Source organism: Flavobacterium sp. (genome assembly GCF_031537875.1).
Taxonomy (GTDB): Bacteria; Bacteroidota; Bacteroidia; order Flavobacteriales; family Flavobacteriaceae; genus Flavobacterium.
On record NZ_JAVKNB010000009.1, the window covers coordinates 89,864 to 106,750 of the forward strand.

Below are 16,887 nucleotides of genomic sequence, written 5' to 3' on the forward strand. Positions count from 1 at the left end.
CTTATTTTTTGTGTTTGGCTATGTAGTTTTGTACTGTTTTTTCTTCCCAAATCATTGGAAACAAATCCTCAATAAGAATGTAGTTGTCAAAGTTCAAACGCAAGCCATTGCTCAAATGAAATTTGGCTTTGGTTGAGTCTTGAACCATAAAGTACAATCCTGCAAGGCGGTATTCGATTTCATTTTCTTCTGGAAAATATTCAGTGGCTTGTAGCAAGGTCTGAATGGCACTATCAAATTCTCCTAAGAATTGAAGGATATCCACCCAAAACAACCAAGTGTCTAATTGATAGTCTCCAAATTCAACTGCTTTACGGTAACCAAATTCAGCTTCTTCAAAGAAGTTCATTTGTTTGTTGATGGTGGCATAACGTTTCCAATACAATTGGTTTTGGTTGTCAATTGCCAAGGCTTTGTTAACGTAAAACAAGGCTTTTTGATAGTTTTTCTCACGAACATAAAAATCCGTGATAGCAATCCAACCTTTGTCTAAAAGTGGGTCTTCATGAACTGTTTGGTTGTAGTATTTGATAGCTAAAGCTGTGTTGCCTAATCTTTCGTGACATTTTCCAATACGAAGTAAAGCATACGATGTAGCATCATCTAATTCAATGGTTCTTTCGTAACTCTCAATCGCTTCTGAGTATCTTTTTAAACGTTCTAAGGCTTTTGCTTTTTCCATAAAAGCACCCATGAATTCGTCATCAATTAAAGTAGCATAATTAAAAGCACGAATGGCTTCTTCATATTCTTTCAATCCGTAATGTAAACGTCCCACTTGGTGCCAAGCAATTTCGCTATACGGATTTTTTTCAATGTACTGATTCAAATAGTCGATGGCTTCTTTGTTTTGGTCCAAAAACTCAAAACAATATACCACATTATATAGAGCCGATTGATCTTCTAAATCTTCTTCCAAACATTTGATGAAACTGTCTTTTGCCATTTCTAAATTGTCCATAAAAAGGTATTCCATACCAATCAAGTTATAGACGTCAGCATAATCATCAGTGTATTGAAGTGCTATTTTTAAGAGTTCAACCGCTTTTTCGTGTTGATCTCTTTTGGAGCAAATATTGGCCTTTTGGATGTAAATTTCTTCGTTGTTAGGCTCAATTGCATACAACTCATTAAGCATTTTTTCGGCCAAGTCAAGTTTGTCCTCGTAGACTAACATCTCAACTTGAACTAGCTTTAATCCGGTAGATTTAGGGTGTTGTTCTAAGGCTAATTTCAATGCTTTTTTAGCTAAAGAAGTCTTACCCGTGTCGATATAGTGAAGGATGATTTCTTCAAATTCCTCTGAATCAAAAAACAAGACTTTATTGGTCTTTAACATCGACTCAAATTTGGAAAGAGATAAGTTATAATCTTCTTCTTCGTTGCTTAATTGCATGCTGTTTTGTTTTTGAATTTGGCCTAAATAAAATTAGGAAAATAGAATTGTTATGCGAGAAAAAGCAAGAATTGTTGTGAACAATTTAATTAACAAAAAGCAAGGTTGAATAAGGCTACTTTTTTTGAGCTACCTCGTCCATTACTTCTAATAAAATAGCGCATCCTTCTCGTATTTCTTCTTCAGAAATAGTTAATGGAGGCGTAATTCGTATAGCGCAACTTTCAAATAATAACCAAAATAAAATCAAGCCTTTGTCTTGGCATTTCAGAATTACTTCATTGGTAATATCGGCACTTTTTGTCATTGCGGCTAACATCAATCCTTTTCCTCTAACTTCTTCTATCAAAGGATGTACCAAGAGTGATCGAAAGAGTTTTTCTTTGGCTAATGCATCTGCCATCAGCGTAGTTTCAGTAATTTCTTTCAAGGTAGCCAAACACGCTGCCGCTATGACAGGATGTCCGCCAAAAGTAGTAATGTGTCCTAACTTCGGATTGTTACTCAATAAATCCATCCTACTTGCTGAAGCTGTAAATGCACCAACAGGCATTCCGCCACCCATACCTTTTCCCATGACTACAATATCAGGAACGACATCGTAATTTTGGAAACCAAAAAGTGTTCCCGTACGTCCAAAACCGGGTTGAATTTCGTCTAATATCATCATGGTGCCAACTTCGTCACAACGTTGGCGAACTTTTTTAAGAAAATCATTTTCAGGTTGGATGAATCCAGCACCACCTTGAATAGTTTCAAGTAAAATACCCGCTGTTTTTGTTGTGATTTTTTCTAAATCAGCTTCGTTATTGAAAGTAATGAATTCCACATCTGGAATTAAAGGGCGAAAAATTTGTTTGCGTTCTTCAAATCCCATCACGCTCATCGAACCCATGGTGTTGCCATGATAGGCATTATGACATGAAATCAATTGGCTGCGACCTGTAACCCGACGTGCTAATTTTAGCGCTCCTTCAATTGCTTCAGTCCCTGAATTGACTAAATAGGTTTTATCTAAAGGAGCGGGCAGGAGAGATGCCATCAGTTTGCAATACTCCACCGCTGGACTTTGTGAATATTCGCCATACACCATCACATGCGAATACAAATCCAATTGGTCTTTAATCGCTTGATTCACTCTTGGGTGCTGATGTCCTAATGAACAAGCCGAAACCCCAGCTACAAAGTCCAAATAGCTTTTGTTATTAGTATCGTAAATGTACGATCCTACAGCATGTGATACTTCCATTCCTAAAGGATAGGGAGATGTTTGTGCTTGGTATTGTATAAAATCGTGGTTCACTTTAATATGATTTAATTGCACTTAAAATTGACATTGTAATTGATTTTTGCAATTGCTTTTTCAAAGGCTATTTTTTCTTCTTTTTATCGTAATCCAAAGTTTCTTTTCGCACCTTCATTGGGACATTTTTTTTGTCCTTTTGCGCTTTGGCTAATTGGGCAATTTTTTCATTGTCTTCATTCTCTTCAGGAGGAAAAATATCATCTTTGGATTGAATTCGTTCTTCGCCTCGCCAAATAAATCCTTTGAATTTTCTGTCGTTTTCAGGTAAATCTTTTTCGGGAAATAAGTCGCCGTCCACTTGTGTGAAAAAAGTAATTTGGTCGACCTCATTTTTATTAAATAAAATATTGATTTTACTACTCTTATTTTTATTAATACCGATGAGTTCGTGTGCGTCATTTCGCATATAATAAATGACTTCGGTGTTTTTGATGATATCTACATCATGTAATTTCCCTTCCTCAAATTTTCCAAACAAATTCTGCCCCTTGATTTGATTATAGCCTGTTCCAAGTGTGTCTTTAGAGACGAGAAACGTATTGTTGAGTACTTTGAGCGAGTCTAGTTTTTGAGTGGTGTTGTTGCCAATGAGGTGCATTACATCTCCAGTAATTTGACTCTCCCCATTCCAAAGTATTGGATTCCCAATTAATTTGGTCAGTGCTATTTTGGAACTCGAATGTATCGAATCGCATTTGCCACTCATGTCTTTTTTGAAAAAACGCACATTATTGAAAGCGCGAATAATTCGGTTGCCTTCTTTTCCAGTTACCATTAATTTTTTCCCGTGAATATAAACCGAATCATTTTCAACAAAGTTGATAGCGATAGCTCTTTTGGTTACAAAAAGCGAATCTTTTTTCTTGTACATTTCGGCATAATGCCCTTTGACAATACCTCGGTTGATGGAGTCGGTGATTTTTACATTTCGAGAAGCCGATGCAAATTCTTTATTTCTGTCGTAATACAAACTATCTCCTCTAATAATTCGATCGTCGTATTTGATGTAAGACTTGTTTAGAAAATGGGCTTTGTTTTTCTTGGTATCGTAAAATCCTTTTTCAGTATAAATGAAATTGGCCTTGCTTGTAATGGTGGAAGGTCCCAATAAATAAGAATGTCCAGAATTACTGTAATAATCCAAATGATTGGATTTAATTACATAAGTCGGATTAGTAATTGTTACTTCGGTTAAAAATTGAAATTTTTTCTCGGGTACAAAGTATTTACCAGACTTACTGACTAAGGTGTTTTGTAAGTTGGTAATTGTCCCTTTCGTGTTGTAAAAAACTTCTTGTGTATTTCTGTCAAAGTTGATGGTATCTGTAACTAAAGTAGCTTCAGGAGAACTCATTACAGCATCGCCAGTAGCAAATGCTTTTTTTACATTACCACTATACTCTGCATATTTACTATTTAAGAAAAGGGTGTCGCCTTGAACCAATTGAACATTTCCAAAGGCTTTGATGTAATTTTCTTTTTGAAAATAATACGCTTTGTTACAGGTTAAAACCACTCCGTCATGATTCAGGCGTACATTTCCAGTAAGTAAAATTGCATCTGGAATTTCTACTTGGTTTCTGTCTGCAAAATCAGATTGTTCTATCATTATTTTCTTAGGAGCCTGCCCAATTGCTTTTGGCGCAAGTACTAAAAACAACGCAAAATAGAGTGCAAATTGTAGTTTTTTCAAGTCTAATTATTTTGGGCATAAAATTAATCAAATTGTATGAAGCACAAGGGTATTTATGAAATATTTATAAACTGATAAGGAACTGTTTTATTCCTAACAAAAGTCGTTCTTGCCGATGTCTTAAAAATAATTATATTTGTCAATACGCTTCAATGCTAATCTTATGAAACAAATTCTTTTTATTGCCGCTTTAGTTTTTTCTTTACAATCAGGAGCGCAAACCAATACTAAAAAAAGTAATACTCAAAAAATGACCAATATCCCTGCAAAAAAAGCCGTAGTATATCAAGTTTTTACACGATTATTTGGAAATACCAACACCACTAATACACCATGGGGAACCATCGAAGAAAATGGGGTAGGGAAGTTCAATGATTTTACAGATAAAGCTTTGAAAGAAATCAAAGATTTAGGGGTGAGTCATATTTGGTATACTGGAGTTCCGCATCATGCCGTTATTCGCGATTATACAAAATATGGAATTTCAAATGATGATCCAGAAGTGGTAAAAGGAAGAGCAGGTTCGCCGTATGCCGTAAAAGATTATTACAATGTAAATCCTGATTTGGCAGTCGATCCAGTCAATAGATTACAGGAATTTGAAGATTTGATAGCGCGTACGCACAAAGCTGGTTTGAAATTGATTATTGATATTGTTCCGAACCACGTTGCGCGTAAATACGAGGGCAAAAACAATCCTAAAGGGGTACGTGATTTTGGAGCAGACGATAATGTTTTGGTAGAATATGACAAGAACAATAATTTTTATTACATTCCTAATACTCGTTTTGAATTGCCTGATGGGATTACTCCTTTAAATGGGGAAGTGAATCCTTTGATTGATGGTAAATTTGAAGAATTTCCTGCAAAGTGGACTGGAAATGGTTCGCGTTTAGCAAAACCAGATAAAAACGATTGGTACGAAACGGTAAAAGTAAATTACGGAATTCGCCCTGATGGAACTAAAGATTTTGCAACATTTCCAGCAGGATTTGAAAGTAAAAGTTGTCAAGAACATTTTGATTTTTGGAAAGACAAAGATGTACCAAGCTCATGGAAAAAATTCCGTGCTATTGCCGAATATTGGTTAGCCAAAGGAGTAGATGGTTTTCGCTATGATATGGCAGAAATGGTACCGTATGAGTTTTGGAGCTATATGAATTCAGCTATCAAAGTAAAAAGACCAGATGCTTTTTTATTAGCAGAAGTGTACAATCCAAAAGAGTATCGAAATTACATTCATTTAGGGAAAATGGATTATTTGTACGATAAAGTGGAATTGTATGACAAGTTAAAAGAAATTGTACAAGGTAGAAGTCAGACCGACCCAATTACCGATATCCAAAAAGGATTAGCAGATATTGAGCATCACATGTTACATTTTTTAGATAATCATGACGAACAGCGTTTGGCTAGTCCTGAGTTTGCGGGTTCGGCTGAAAAAGGGAAACCGCTAATGGTAGTTTCGGCTACAATAAGCACGTCACCAACGATGATTTATTTTGGACAAGAAGTAGGCGAGGCAGGAAATGAAAATGGAGGTTTTGGGACTCATTCTAGAACATCTATTTTTGATTATGTAGGGGTGCCAAATCATCAACGTTGGATGAATGAGGGTAAATTTGACGGAGGGCAATTGTCATCTTCAGAAAAAGCATTGCGCGATTTCTACAAAAGACTGCTTAATTTTACTTTGAAAAGTTCGGCATTAATGGGCGAATTTCAAGAAATTCACGGATTGAATCGCTATGCTACAGAAGGGTATTACCCAGAAGTATATTCATACGTGCGTTGGACAGACGCAGAGAAATTGATTGTTGTGTCTAATTTTTCAGCGGTTCATACCAGTCATTTTGAATTAAAAATTCCAGAGGATATAATTCAGAAATGGCATTTAAAAGATGGGAAATACACGATTGTTGATCAGTTGTATCAAAATAGTGCTTTGACTTTAGAAGTGGTTCACGGACAGGGGAAAGTGCAAATTGCTATCCAACCATTAGAGTCCTTTATTTATCAATTGAAGTGAAAATTGAGTCCTATTTAGCAATAGCTTCTTCGTAATTTTCTTCTACTTTTCTCCAATTGATGGTATTGAAAAAGGCGTCAATATAATTTTTTCTTTTGTATTGGTAATCCAAATAGTACGCGTGTTCCCAAACGTCTAAGGCTAGAATTGGTTTTCCTTGTACTTTGGCATTTCTCATTAAAGGATTGTCCTGATTAGCAGTGCTTGTAATTTGCAATTTACCGGAACGATCTACAATTAGCCAAACCCAACCTGAACCGAATAGTTTTGTAGCTTCTCCTTTGAATTGCGTACTGAAATTATCAAATGATTCAAAGTCTTTATCAATGGCTGCTGCTAGAGAATCTTTAGGTTGCCCCGCTGCTTTAGCACCAATACATTTAAAATATAAAGAATGGTTGTAGTAACCTCCTGCATTGTTTTTTAACTCTTCATTACTGGTGTCTAATTGTGATACTACTTCTTCAATAGTGAGATTTTCTAAATTCGTTCCTGCAATAGCTTCATTCAACTTATTCGTATAGGATAGATAGTGCTTAGAATAATGATTTTCTAATGTAATAGCCGATATATTAGGAGTTAAGGCATCGTAACCAAAACCTAGTTTTTCTAGCTGGAAAGAGCCGTCATTAGCTTGTACATCATCTGGAATACCCATAGTGATTTTTTCTTCAGCGCTTGGTAAAGGAACTTCTACTACCTCAGTTAATTTTTTCTTGTTACAAGAAAACAAAACGAAAAATAAAAGTAAATAAGTTGCTTTGAAAAAGTTGTTTTTCATAACGAGTTTATTTTTTCAATAAAGAATTGATGATTTCGATATACTGCTCTTTAGCTTCATCGATAGAAATGTGACTAATTTGCATCCAAGCATTGGTTTTGAAAGCATTTCGTAAGTCAAAATTTTCCGATTGATTGTATTGTGCAGAACCAAAAGTAGCTTGTTTATAATAAGCATACAGGCGCAATTGTACATCTTGAGGCAAAGAGGCTTGCGTCATTTCAGAAGCGGCTTCAACGGCTTCACTAAATCGTTTATCTAAATCATTTTCAATCATTACGCTTTGGTTGCAATAACTGTTTTTCCGCCAATGGCTTTTTGATTTAATACTACATTAATTGGTGTTCCCAAAGGTAAAAATAAATCTACTCTCGAACCAAATTTGATGAAACCGGCATCCGTTCCCTGAATTACTTGCATTCCCTCTTGAGCATAGTTTACAATTCGCTTGGCTAATGCGCCAGCAATTTGTCTGTACAATACCTCGCCAAATGATTGGTTTTCTACAACGATGGTTGTTCTTTCATTTTCTTCACTAGCTTTTGGATGCCAAGCGACAAGAAACTTGCCAGGATGGTATTTGCTAAATTTTATAAGACCTCCCATAGGGTAACGAGTAACATGCACATTGATAGGCGACATGAATATAGAAACTTGCAAACGTTTGTCTTTAAAATATTCACCTTCATATACTTCTTCAATAACCACTACTTTTCCATCAACTGGAGAAAGAATTTGATCCTCATTTAAGATAAAAGTACGTTTTGGGTTTCTGAAAAATTGTAAAATAATGATTAAAAAGATGAGGGTAATGATTTTGATTGTCATCTTGATCCAATCCGTATCAATTAGACTGTCACTTGCTAATACAACAATTGCAGTGATAAAAGTACCTAGTAAAATTGATGGAGTTCCTTCTTTATGAAACATAAGATAAAATTTGATAAAATAAATATACAATTGGTGCTACAAATATAACACTATCTAGACGATCTAGTATGCCTCCATGACCTGGCATAATTTTACCGCTGTCTTTTACTTCAGCGATACGTTTAAATTTGGATTCAATTAAGTCTCCTATGGTTCCAAAAACACCTACTATTAAAGCAATCATTGTCCAAATTAAAATGGATTTATCACTAAAATTAGGGTTTGGTTTAATATATAATTTCGAAATCAAATAACCCGCAAAAACAGCAAATACGACTCCTCCAATAAAACCTTCAATTGTTTTTTTAGGTGAGATGCGTTCATATAATTTATTTTTCCCAATAGACTTTCCAACTAAATAAGCAAAAGTATCATTGGTCCAAATCAGGATGAATAGGCCTATGATGATTTTTGGATTGTAATCGTTTATTCCAAAGGAAATTTTTACAATAAAAATAAAAGGGAGAAGTATGTACCCTATTAGATATAAGTATTTCCAAAGTCTCGTAATGGTCTGCTCTTTATTGTCAAATAGAAAAACAAGACATTTTATGAATACTAGAAGGGTAATGATTAAAAGGACTATATTTAATTGCTCAATATCGATACCTAATTCAATCTGTTTTTCTCTAAGATTAGAAAGGTAATCATTAGTTTCCTTTTCATAATAGCTGACTAAACTAATGATTGAATAAGACAAGGTCACAAAAGAGAGTGGTAAAAGAGTATTGATTTTTACCAAATTGCAAAATTCAAAAGTCGCAATTACCATGAAAATTCCAAATAAAAGAATAAAACTTTCAGTCGAATAAAGGATGCAGGATATTAAAAGTGTAATGTAAATTACACCAGAGATCAATCTTTTGAGTGTTTCATTCATCTTAAAGATCTTCTAAAAGCAATAAGTAAAGATTTTTAGCTGCACTTCCGTATTGAGTAAAGTCTTCTTCTTTAGCTTTTTCGAAATATTTTATGGTAGTAATGTTGGTAGGGTAGTCTCTTTCGTATTTCTTTTTAATTGCCCCCATACCGTCACTTTTAGTAAGTAGTATTTGACTTGTTGTTGCAACAACAATAATGTTTACGGGTAAATCGTTAGGTTTAAGTTGTTTGATTTGTTTCGAAGAAAATAATATAGAACCTTCTTCAGCTATTAAATTTTCGCAACTAGCTAAAAGAAAAGTTGGGTTTGCTGGTTTTTCGTAGGGTAATTTATTTTCGTCTAATAAATCAAAAAGCGCAGGGTCAAAACACAAAACTTCATTTTCAAACCAATCGTTTTCTTCTAATATATTTTCAAATTGTTCGCTTACCTCTTTTTTGTTCTCACAGTATATAAATTTCCCGCCATTTTTCTTAAAATGGTAAATAAAAGCTTCGTCAACAGCCATCGTTACTTCAGGCAGGAATTGGCTTTGTTCATTGTCTTTATCTTCCTCAGAAGCGGGATTACTGGAACTAAAAAATTTTTTAAAAAGACTCATATTCGATTTAAGCTACTTAAAAATAGTGTTTGAAAACGTTCAAAGATAAAAAAATCTTAATTCAAAAGTGATTTTTGAATTAAGATTTTATTAATAATTGATAATTTAAAATTAAGAGACTACTTCTTCTAAGTTTTCATCAAAGCTTCTTTTCCCAAAAATAGCTTCTAAATCGTCTTTAAATATCACTTCTTTCTCGATTAAGATATCCGCTAATTGATTTAATTTCTCTTTGTTTTCTTCTAAAATTTGAATGGCTCTTTGGTATTGCCCTTCGATTAAAGTTGAGATTTCTTCGTCAATTACTTTGGCAGTTTCGTCAGAGTAAGGTTTTGAAAAACTATATTCACTTTGTCCAGAAGAATCGTAGTAAGTAACGTTTCCAATTTTTTCATTTAAACCGTAAACCGTAACCATAGCTCTTGCTTGGCGTGTAACTTTTTCTAAATCACTTAATGCTCCGGTAGAAATTCTATTGAAGATTACTTTTTCAGCAGCTCTTCCTCCCATAGTGGCACACATTTCGTCTAACATTTGGTCTGGACGAACAATTAAGCGTTCTTCGGGAAGGTACCAAGCAGCACCTAAACTTTGCCCTCTTGGAACAATAGTTACTTTGATAAGTGGTGCAGCGTGTTCTAACATCCAACTAACAGTTGCATGTCCAGCTTCGTGTATTGCAATGGCTTTTTTCTCTTCAGGAGTTACGATTTTATTTTTCTTTTCTAAACCACCAATGATTCTATCAACAGCGTCTAAAAAATCTTGTTTATCAACCGCAGCTTTGTTGTTTCTTGCAGCAATTAAAGCTGCTTCGTTACAAACATTAGCAATATCAGCACCCGAAAAACCAGGAGTTTGTTTGGCTAAAAAGTCAACGTCTAATCCTTCTATTTTTTTCAAAGGAGCTAAATGTACTTTAAAGATTTCTCCACGCTCACGAATGTCCGGTAAGTCAACAAAAATTTGTCTATCAAAACGCCCCGCACGCATCAAGGCTTTGTCTAATACATCAGCTCTATTGGTAGCAGCTAATACAATTACATTTGAATTGGTACCAAAACCATCCATCTCAGTTAATAACTGATTCAAGGTGTTTTCGCGCTCGTCATTACCGCCTGACATATTGTTTTTTCCTCTTGCTCTACCCACGGCATCAATCTCATCAATGAAGATAATAGCAGGTGATTTTTCTTTAGCTTGTTTGAACAAATCTCTAACACGAGAGGCTCCTACACCTACAAACATTTCTACGAAATCAGAACCTGATAAAGAGAAAAAAGGTACTTGTGCTTCACCGGCTACAGCTTTGGCTAACAAGGTTTTTCCTGTTCCTGGAGGGCCTACTAATAAGGCTCCTTTGGGAATTTTACCTCCTAAATTGGTGTATTTTTCAGGATTTTTAAGAAACTCTACAATTTCTTGAATTTCTTCTTTAGCTCCTTCTAAACCAGCTACATCTTTAAATGTAGTTTTGATATCTGTTTTTTCGTCAAATAGTTTGGCTTTTGATTTCCCAATGTTGAAAATCTGTCCGCCACCACCAGCACCACCGCCAGACATTCTTCTCATGATGAATATCCAAACAGCAATGATTACGATAATTGGCAAGAGGCTAACAAGAATATCAGTCCAATTGCTTTTTTGTAAGAAGTTAAAATCTTTCAATTTCCCTTCTCCAACCGCTTTTTCTAATTTAGTTTGGAAGATTTGGTCGTTACCAATTTCCAATGTATAATGAGGTCCAGCATTAGGACGATCAAAAACATCTTTAGCAACTTTTGAATTTGATTTATCTTTCAAAGCGGCAGCTGTTAAGTATACTTCAGCTTCACTTTTATTGTATACAATCACTTTTTCAATCTGTCCTTTTTCAAGTAAATTATTGAATTTGGACGAAGTTAATTGGGCAGGTTCCTCAAAATTACTTCCACCAGTCGCAAAACTGATGAAAAGAAAAATAAGAAGAATTCCTGTGTAAACTAACCAAGGACTTACTTTAAATTTATTCGGATTAGGATTATTATTCGCCATTACTCGTTTTTTTCTTTAGTATTTGTTTTCGATTGTAGTGATTTTTGCATCTCCCCAAAGGCTTTCAATATTGTAATATTCGCGGATATGCTTTTGGAAAACATGAACTACTACGTTTACATAATCCATCAGTACCCATTCGGCATTATCAGTCCCTTCAACATGCCAAGGCTTGTCTTTCAATTCTTTTGAAACTGTTTTTTGTACGGAGCTTACAATGGCGTTAACTTGAGTATTCGAGGTTCCATTACAGATGATGAAATAATCGCAAACTGCGGTGTCTATTTCTCTTAAATCTAAGATGTCAATATCATTTCCTTTTACTTCTTCGATTCCTTTGATGATGTTAGCAATGAGTACATCATTATTTATAGTCTTTTTCGCCATGAATTATTTTTAATATAAGTTGGTAAAGTTACCATTTTTTGTGATTATTTTTGAACCATTAACAGAATATTAAGTTCTGTGCTGCAAAAAATAGTTTTATGAAACTAATCAAACTCGATGCCATAGATTCCACTAACGAATTTCTTAAAGGATTATCCAATAAAGAAGATCTTGAAAACTTTACTGTGGTCACCGCCGAAAACCAAACTAAAGGAAAGGGGCAAATGGGGGCAGTGTGGAACTCGGAAGTGGGTAAAAATCTAATAATGAGTATCTTGGTTAAAGATTTTTTGTCTGAAATTAATGAGATTTTTAATTTGAATATCGCTGTTGCTACAGCAGTTATTACTGCTTTAAAAAAACAAAATATTCCTAATTTAAGTATTAAATGGCCAAACGACATTCTGTCAGCTAATAAGAAAATAGGTGGTATTTTAATAGAAAATAGCATTAAGAGTGACGGAACCATACTTTCTATAGTGGGACTAGGGCTCAATGTGAACCAAACTAATTTTGAAGGACTGCCGAAGGCTTCTTCTTTAGCAGTTGTTGTGGAACACGAATTGAATAAGGAAGAATTACTTTCAGCGATTGTTACTCAACTAGAAGCTAATGTAGAAGAGAGTAAACAAAATCCGACTTCCTTGCGTCAACAATTTGTTGATTTACTTTTTAAGAAAGGGGAACCCATGCCGTTTACCAATCAAAAGGAGGAAAAATTCATGGGGATTATTCAAGGAATATCTCCTGTTGGAAGGCTACAGGTGTTGTTAGAAGACGATTCAGTTGCCGAATTTGACATTAAAGAAATTCAGATGTTGTACTAATAAAAAGGGCTGTAATATCAATTACAGCCCTTTTTATACAATTATTTAGATATTATAATTTGTGCATGTTCTCTACCAATGTTTCGATGAATTTTTGGATAGGTCCTTTGATCATCATTGCCATCATCGCATTAAATTCTCCTTCGAAATCCAGCTTTACATCTGAACTATTTTCAGTAACTGCGTCAATTGAAGCAGTCAATGTAAAAGGTAGTTTATCGCTTGCTGCTCCTAATACGAGTTTACTTGGAGCGACTTTTTCTTTAATGACTAATTTGATTTCAGGCATTCCTTTTAAACCAAAAATAAAAGCATCAGCACCAATCACTTCAAATTTAGCAATATTTTCAGGCATTAACTGTTCGAAGTTTTTCACTTCTGACAATAGACTAAACAACTCTTGAGCTGATTTTTGAACGCTAACTTTTGGACTTTCTAAATTCATTTGTAGAGGTATAGATTATACATTCCAAGTAGATGGATTCACGTTCCATTCACTTAAGGTTTGTTGTTCTTCTTCGGTAATGTAGGTTTTGGCAACAGCCAAGTTCAATAAGTTTTCATAATTACTTAAAGTGTATAATTCCACATTAGCATTTTTGAAATTTTGTTCGGCTAAATCAAATCCATAAGTAAAAATAGCAGCCATTCCTTTGATGTTAGCTCCCGCTTCTTTCAAAGCTTCTACAGCAAGTAAACTGCTGTTTCCAGTACTAATCAAGTCTTCCACAACCACTACATTCTGACCTTTTTGTAAAAAACCTTCTACTTGGTTTTGTCTTCCGTGTTTTTTAGGTTCTGGACGAACATATACAAAAGGCAATCCCATACTTTCAGCAACAAGGATACCAATTCCGATGGCTCCGGTAGCTACTCCTGCAATAACATCTGGTTTACCAAATTGTTTTTCAATATTTTTGGCAAACTCATCGCGAACATAATTTCGGATGGCTGGAAATGAAAGGATTAGGCGGTTGTCGCAATAGATTGGCGATTTCCATCCAGAAGCCCATGTAAAAGGATTTCTTGGATTCAATTTAATTGCATTTATTTGCAAAAGCAATTCGGCTGTTTTTTCGGCTGTTTCTTTATTAAAAATCATAGTGCAAATGTATAAAGTTTTTGTGAACGACAAACCACTTTTTTTGACAAATCATATCTCTAAGGAGACCGATTTTCAATTGTTTTTGTTAGAAAGTATTGACATCGAACAGCTTATTGTAAAAATTTTCCAAAATAAAATTCAAAAAGCCTATCTCTATCATCCTGATGAAAAAGAAATTTTGAAGACTTTGAAAGAGAAAATCCCTGTAAATAAAGCTGGTGGTGGCTTGGTTTACAATAAAAAAGGGGAGGTGCTTTTTATTTTTAGAAATGGGAAATGGGATTTACCTAAAGGCGGAACGAATAAAGGCGAAGAGATTGAAGACACCGCCATGCGCGAAGTGGAAGAAGAAACGGGTGTGGGCAAATTAAAAGTGACTAAAAAACTTCAAAAGACCTATCACGTATTCAAACGCAATGGTAAGTACCGACTTAAAATTACGCATTGGTTTGAAATGACTTCGGATTACGATGGCACATTGGTGGGTCAAGCCGAGGAAGGAATTGAGAAAGTAGCTTGGCTGAGTCCATTGCAAATCAAAGAAGCCTTGAAAAATTCCTATGAAAATATCAAATTATTATTTGAAGAAGAGGTTCTCTAAATCTACAAAATTTGTCATTCCGAATTTATTTCGGAATCTAAATATAACATAATTTTTATTATATTTGATTTTAGGTTAGCTCAAAGTCAAGATACTTCCGCAGTGGTGTTTATTAAAATAAAAATATTATGAAAAGATTAGTGTTTTGGAATCGTTTATCCAATGTGTCTGCCATATTAGGGATATTAATTCTAATTTCACTTAGATTTTTTGATGATTATATTAAAAATATAATTCCATTTTTAGCATTAGGATGTTTAACTATTATTTTTTATTTGTTATCAGAAATAATGAAATTTACTCTTAAGAAAAAAACTAAATAATGAAATTTACCAAAATCAAATTTTGTAATAATGCTCTGACATCTCTTTTTGTAATAGGGCTTGTCTCTGACATATTAAACGATTTGTTATTTGATAGTTGGATTCCAACTAAAATTATTGATTATTTTTTTTGGTTCACTTTTGGTTCCTTTATTGGTTTTAATTTATTCAAGTGGGGAATTTATAAAAATAACGATAACGCTTCAGTAAATAGTTAACGTGATTTGATATTATTTATTAATTCGATATACAGGATATTGTAAATGCGCCTTTTCATAGTACACGGACTGTTTGTAAATCCAATCCAATTGCGCTTTAGGATTGTTTAGAAACTCCGATTCCTTTTGTTTTTTTGTTTCCAAATCCCTTTTTAGTTGAGGATTATCTTTCAACAATTGCGCTGCGGTATCTTCAAAAACATAATCCGAATAACCTTCTTTTTGTTGTAAAATAGCATCGAAAAAATTCCAATTAAAAAATGAATCAATAGCTTCGGGTTCTAGGGTTTCTAAAATGTATTTGATGCTTTTTTGTTGTGTTGGAATAATGTAATCCCCTTTGGTAAAAGCTAGTTTTTCAGTTTTTGATTGCACCACTGTATTGCGGTGATTGTAATGTCCTTCGTAAGCCGAAGTTGCAGTTTTGAAATCTGCAATTCGGTAGCTTTCTACTTCAATCAGAGTATCTTTTTGAATAGTTTGACAGGCAACTCCATTGCTTTTTAAGAGTTCGATTACATGCCAAAAACCACGCGGAATGACATACGCTTTAGGAATGGTTACTTCTTTTATGGATTTGTATTGTGGAAAGAACGGCACTTCTTTTTTGAACGGATGAGTTCGGTCATAAAACAAACGTTGACCCGTAGTGGCCTCACTTTTTTTGTAACCTGCTTCATAGCCTAAAAAAGAGAAAGGTTCTTTTGCACTATTGTCCACTTCCCATTGCAAAGTGTAGTTTTTGTTGGGTTGAAATTGTACTTCGTTGTCCTTTCTAACTTGCTTGATTTTGGAATAATTAGTATCGGTGAATTCTAAAGTAGATTTCATGAATTCATACGTTACTTTTACCCTGTCGGCATATTTTTTTAGCATGTGCGTTTCGAGTACAAATCCAATCGTGTTGAACAGCGAAGTGTAACCTGTTGTATAGCGTGGACTATCAAAAAACTGTGCAAATCCTTGGTCCGGGGTTTCATGAAAGGTGTTTACATAAGGTGTGCTTTCAATTTTTTTCTTTTGTAAATCTTTTACCAGGCTGGGCATCATTTCGTTTCTTAAATACGAACCTAATACAGCCCCTAATTTAGTTGGTTCAGTCATGATGTAAGTTAGTTTGTATTGGTAATCAGAACCATTACTCACGTGGTTGTCAATAAAAACATCGGGATTGATCTTGTGAAAAATTTCCACAAAACTTTTTGTATTTCGGGTGTCCGATTTAATGAAATCTCGATTCAAATCATAATTACGAGCATTACCTCTAAATCCATACTCTTCTGGACCATTTTGATTGGCTCTTGTCGAACTATTTCGGTTTAAGGCACCACCAATATTATAAACAGGAATACAGACGATTACAGTGTTTTTAGGTGCTTTTAATTTGCCTAAAGCCAAATCTCTAAAGAACTGCATCGAAGCGTCAATACCATCAGGTTCTCCTGCATGAATGCCATTATTGATTAAGAATACCGCTTTGTTTTTTTGAATAGTCTCAAAATCAAAAGTGGCATCTGCGTTAAACGTCACGATATGCAACGGTTCGCCACTATCTGTCAGTCCCATTTCTTGAATATTAATGGTCTTAAAATCGTGTGCGAGTAGCTGGTAATAAGCAATAGTTTCTTGATAAGTAGCCGATTGATTGCCGTTTCCTTTTTCGAAATAGGTGTCGTATTTAGTATTGTTTTGTGCCAAAATAGTCAAGGAATACAAGAATAAAAGCGTCGTTAAAAATCTCATTTTTGGTAGTTTTTATAAATATCAAATGTA

16 protein-coding genes are annotated in these 16,887 nt (G+C 34.5%); 3 read left to right on the top strand and 13 right to left on the bottom strand.

Annotated elements, in window-relative coordinates:
• Nucleotide 1: 1 nt before the first annotated feature.
• The 3 genes from RMR09_RS04225 to RMR09_RS04235 all read right to left on the bottom strand — a co-directional run bounded on the left by RMR09_RS04225 (nt 2) and on the right by RMR09_RS04235 (nt 4,311).
• Nucleotides 2-1,396 carry a tetratricopeptide repeat protein gene (locus tag RMR09_RS04225; protein ID WP_310594563.1) on the bottom strand — a complete coding sequence of 465 codons (1,395 nt, stop codon included), beginning with the start codon at nt 1,394-1,396 and terminating at the stop codon, nt 2-4.
• 115 nt (nt 1,397-1,511) lie between these two features.
• Nucleotides 1,512-2,699 carry an aspartate aminotransferase family protein gene (locus RMR09_RS04230; protein WP_310594564.1) on the bottom strand — a complete coding sequence of 396 codons (1,188 nt, stop codon included), beginning with the start codon at nt 2,697-2,699 and terminating at the stop codon, nt 1,512-1,514.
• A 67-nt stretch (nt 2,700-2,766) separates the two neighbouring features.
• On the bottom strand, nt 2,767-4,311 hold the full coding sequence (locus RMR09_RS04235; RefSeq protein ID WP_310594737.1) for an OstA-like protein: 1,545 nt from the start codon (nt 4,309-4,311) through the stop codon (nt 2,767-2,769).
• Nucleotides 4,312-4,558: 247 nt separating this feature from the next.
• On the opposite strand from RMR09_RS04235, the gene RMR09_RS04240 reads away from it, so the two are divergent.
• Entirely contained in the window at nt 4,559-6,424 is a 1,866-nt protein-coding gene (locus tag RMR09_RS04240; RefSeq protein WP_409070955.1) for an alpha-amylase family protein, read from the top strand.
• Nucleotides 6,425-6,434: 10 nt separating this feature from the next.
• Here RMR09_RS04240 and RMR09_RS04245 read toward each other — a convergent pair whose 3' ends face one another.
• From RMR09_RS04245 to rsfS, 7 genes are all read right to left on the bottom strand, one after another.
• Nucleotides 6,435-7,205: a superoxide dismutase gene (locus RMR09_RS04245; RefSeq protein WP_310594565.1), complete on the bottom strand. Its 771-nt coding sequence runs from the start codon at nt 7,203-7,205 to the stop codon at nt 6,435-6,437.
• A gap of 7 nt (nt 7,206-7,212) precedes the next feature.
• Nucleotides 7,213-7,482, bottom strand: coding sequence for an acyl-CoA-binding protein (locus RMR09_RS04250; RefSeq protein ID WP_310594566.1), 270 nt, complete (start codon nt 7,480-7,482; stop codon nt 7,213-7,215).
• Entirely contained in the window at nt 7,482-8,135 is a 654-nt protein-coding gene (locus RMR09_RS04255) for a phosphatidylserine decarboxylase family protein (protein WP_310594567.1), read from the bottom strand. The genes RMR09_RS04250 and RMR09_RS04255 overlap by 1 nt, the downstream gene beginning before the upstream one ends.
• On the bottom strand, nt 8,125-9,015 hold the full coding sequence (locus RMR09_RS04260; RefSeq protein WP_310594568.1) for a phosphatidate cytidylyltransferase: 891 nt from the start codon (nt 9,013-9,015) through the stop codon (nt 8,125-8,127). Before RMR09_RS04260 ends, RMR09_RS04255 begins: the two co-directional genes overlap by 11 nt.
• A 1-nt stretch (nt 9,016) precedes the next feature.
• Complete coding sequence (locus RMR09_RS04265) at nt 9,017-9,619, bottom strand: lactate utilization protein B/C (protein ID WP_310594569.1); 603 nt, start codon at nt 9,617-9,619, stop codon at nt 9,017-9,019.
• A 111-nt stretch (nt 9,620-9,730) separates the two neighbouring features.
• On the bottom strand, nt 9,731-11,653 hold the full coding sequence (gene ftsH, locus RMR09_RS04270; protein ID WP_310594570.1) for an ATP-dependent zinc metalloprotease FtsH: 1,923 nt from the start codon (nt 11,651-11,653) through the stop codon (nt 9,731-9,733).
• Nucleotides 11,654-11,668: 15 nt separating this feature from the next.
• Nucleotides 11,669-12,040 (bottom strand): ribosome silencing factor, encoded by a 372-nt coding sequence (gene rsfS / locus RMR09_RS04275; protein ID WP_310594571.1) that lies wholly within the window; start codon nt 12,038-12,040, stop codon nt 11,669-11,671.
• 98 nt (nt 12,041-12,138) lie between these two features.
• Between rsfS and RMR09_RS04280 the strand changes: the two genes are divergently transcribed.
• Nucleotides 12,139-12,867, top strand: a complete 729-nt coding sequence (locus tag RMR09_RS04280; RefSeq protein WP_310594572.1) for a biotin--[acetyl-CoA-carboxylase] ligase — start codon at nt 12,139-12,141, stop codon at nt 12,865-12,867.
• Between the two features lie 52 nt (nt 12,868-12,919).
• On the opposite strand, the gene RMR09_RS04285 is transcribed toward RMR09_RS04280, so the two are convergent.
• Nucleotides 12,920-13,312, bottom strand: a complete 393-nt coding sequence (locus tag RMR09_RS04285; protein WP_310594573.1) for an SRPBCC family protein — start codon at nt 13,310-13,312, stop codon at nt 12,920-12,922.
• A gap of 15 nt (nt 13,313-13,327) precedes the next feature.
• A complete protein-coding gene (gene pyrE / locus RMR09_RS04290; protein WP_310594574.1) occupies nt 13,328-13,969 on the bottom strand; it encodes an orotate phosphoribosyltransferase in 642 nt (213 codons plus the stop codon).
• Between the two features lie 7 nt (nt 13,970-13,976).
• Between pyrE and RMR09_RS04295 the strand changes: the two genes are divergently transcribed.
• The gene (locus tag RMR09_RS04295; RefSeq protein ID WP_310594575.1) at nt 13,977-14,573 is read left to right on the top strand and encodes an NUDIX domain-containing protein; all 597 of its coding nucleotides are present in this window, start codon (nt 13,977-13,979) and stop codon (nt 14,571-14,573) included.
• 553 nt (nt 14,574-15,126) lie between these two features.
• Here the strand turns inward: RMR09_RS04295 and RMR09_RS04300 are convergent.
• Nucleotides 15,127-16,857, bottom strand: a complete 1,731-nt coding sequence (locus RMR09_RS04300; protein ID WP_310594576.1) for a M14 family metallopeptidase — start codon at nt 16,855-16,857, stop codon at nt 15,127-15,129.
• Nucleotides 16,858-16,887 lie beyond the last annotated feature (30 nt).

Excerpts from the sequence above, each read along its gene's own strand:
- rsfS (WP_310594571.1), bottom strand. The coding sequence starts at position 12,040 with ATGGCGAAAAAGACTATAAATAATGATGTACTCATTGCTAACATCATC.
- RMR09_RS04265 (WP_310594569.1), bottom strand. The coding sequence starts at position 9,619 with ATGAGTCTTTTTAAAAAATTTTTTAGTTCCAGTAATCCCGCTTCTGAG.
- RMR09_RS04250 (WP_310594566.1), bottom strand. The coding sequence starts at position 7,482 with ATGATTGAAAATGATTTAGATAAACGATTTAGTGAAGCCGTTGAAGCC.
- RMR09_RS04300 (WP_310594576.1), bottom strand. The coding sequence starts at position 16,857 with ATGAGATTTTTAACGACGCTTTTATTCTTGTATTCCTTGACTATTTTG.
- pyrE (WP_310594574.1), bottom strand. The coding sequence starts at position 13,969 with ATGATTTTTAATAAAGAAACAGCCGAAAAAACAGCCGAATTGCTTTTG.
- RMR09_RS04285 (WP_310594573.1), bottom strand. The coding sequence starts at position 13,312 with ATGAATTTAGAAAGTCCAAAAGTTAGCGTTCAAAAATCAGCTCAAGAG.
- RMR09_RS04260 (WP_310594568.1), bottom strand. The coding sequence starts at position 9,015 with ATGAATGAAACACTCAAAAGATTGATCTCTGGTGTAATTTACATTACA.
- RMR09_RS04240 (WP_409070955.1), top strand. The coding sequence starts at position 4,559 with ATGAAACAAATTCTTTTTATTGCCGCTTTAGTTTTTTCTTTACAATCA.
- RMR09_RS04245 (WP_310594565.1), bottom strand. The coding sequence starts at position 7,205 with ATGAAAAACAACTTTTTCAAAGCAACTTATTTACTTTTATTTTTCGTT.
- RMR09_RS04255 (WP_310594567.1), bottom strand. The coding sequence starts at position 8,135 with ATGTTTCATAAAGAAGGAACTCCATCAATTTTACTAGGTACTTTTATC.
- RMR09_RS04295 (WP_310594575.1), top strand. The coding sequence starts at position 13,977 with ATGTATAAAGTTTTTGTGAACGACAAACCACTTTTTTTGACAAATCAT.
- RMR09_RS04225 (WP_310594563.1), bottom strand. The coding sequence starts at position 1,396 with ATGCAATTAAGCAACGAAGAAGAAGATTATAACTTATCTCTTTCCAAA.
- RMR09_RS04235 (WP_310594737.1), bottom strand. The coding sequence starts at position 4,311 with ATGATAGAACAATCTGATTTTGCAGACAGAAACCAAGTAGAAATTCCA.
- RMR09_RS04280 (WP_310594572.1), top strand. The coding sequence starts at position 12,139 with ATGAAACTAATCAAACTCGATGCCATAGATTCCACTAACGAATTTCTT.
- ftsH (WP_310594570.1), bottom strand. The coding sequence starts at position 11,653 with ATGGCGAATAATAATCCTAATCCGAATAAATTTAAAGTAAGTCCTTGG.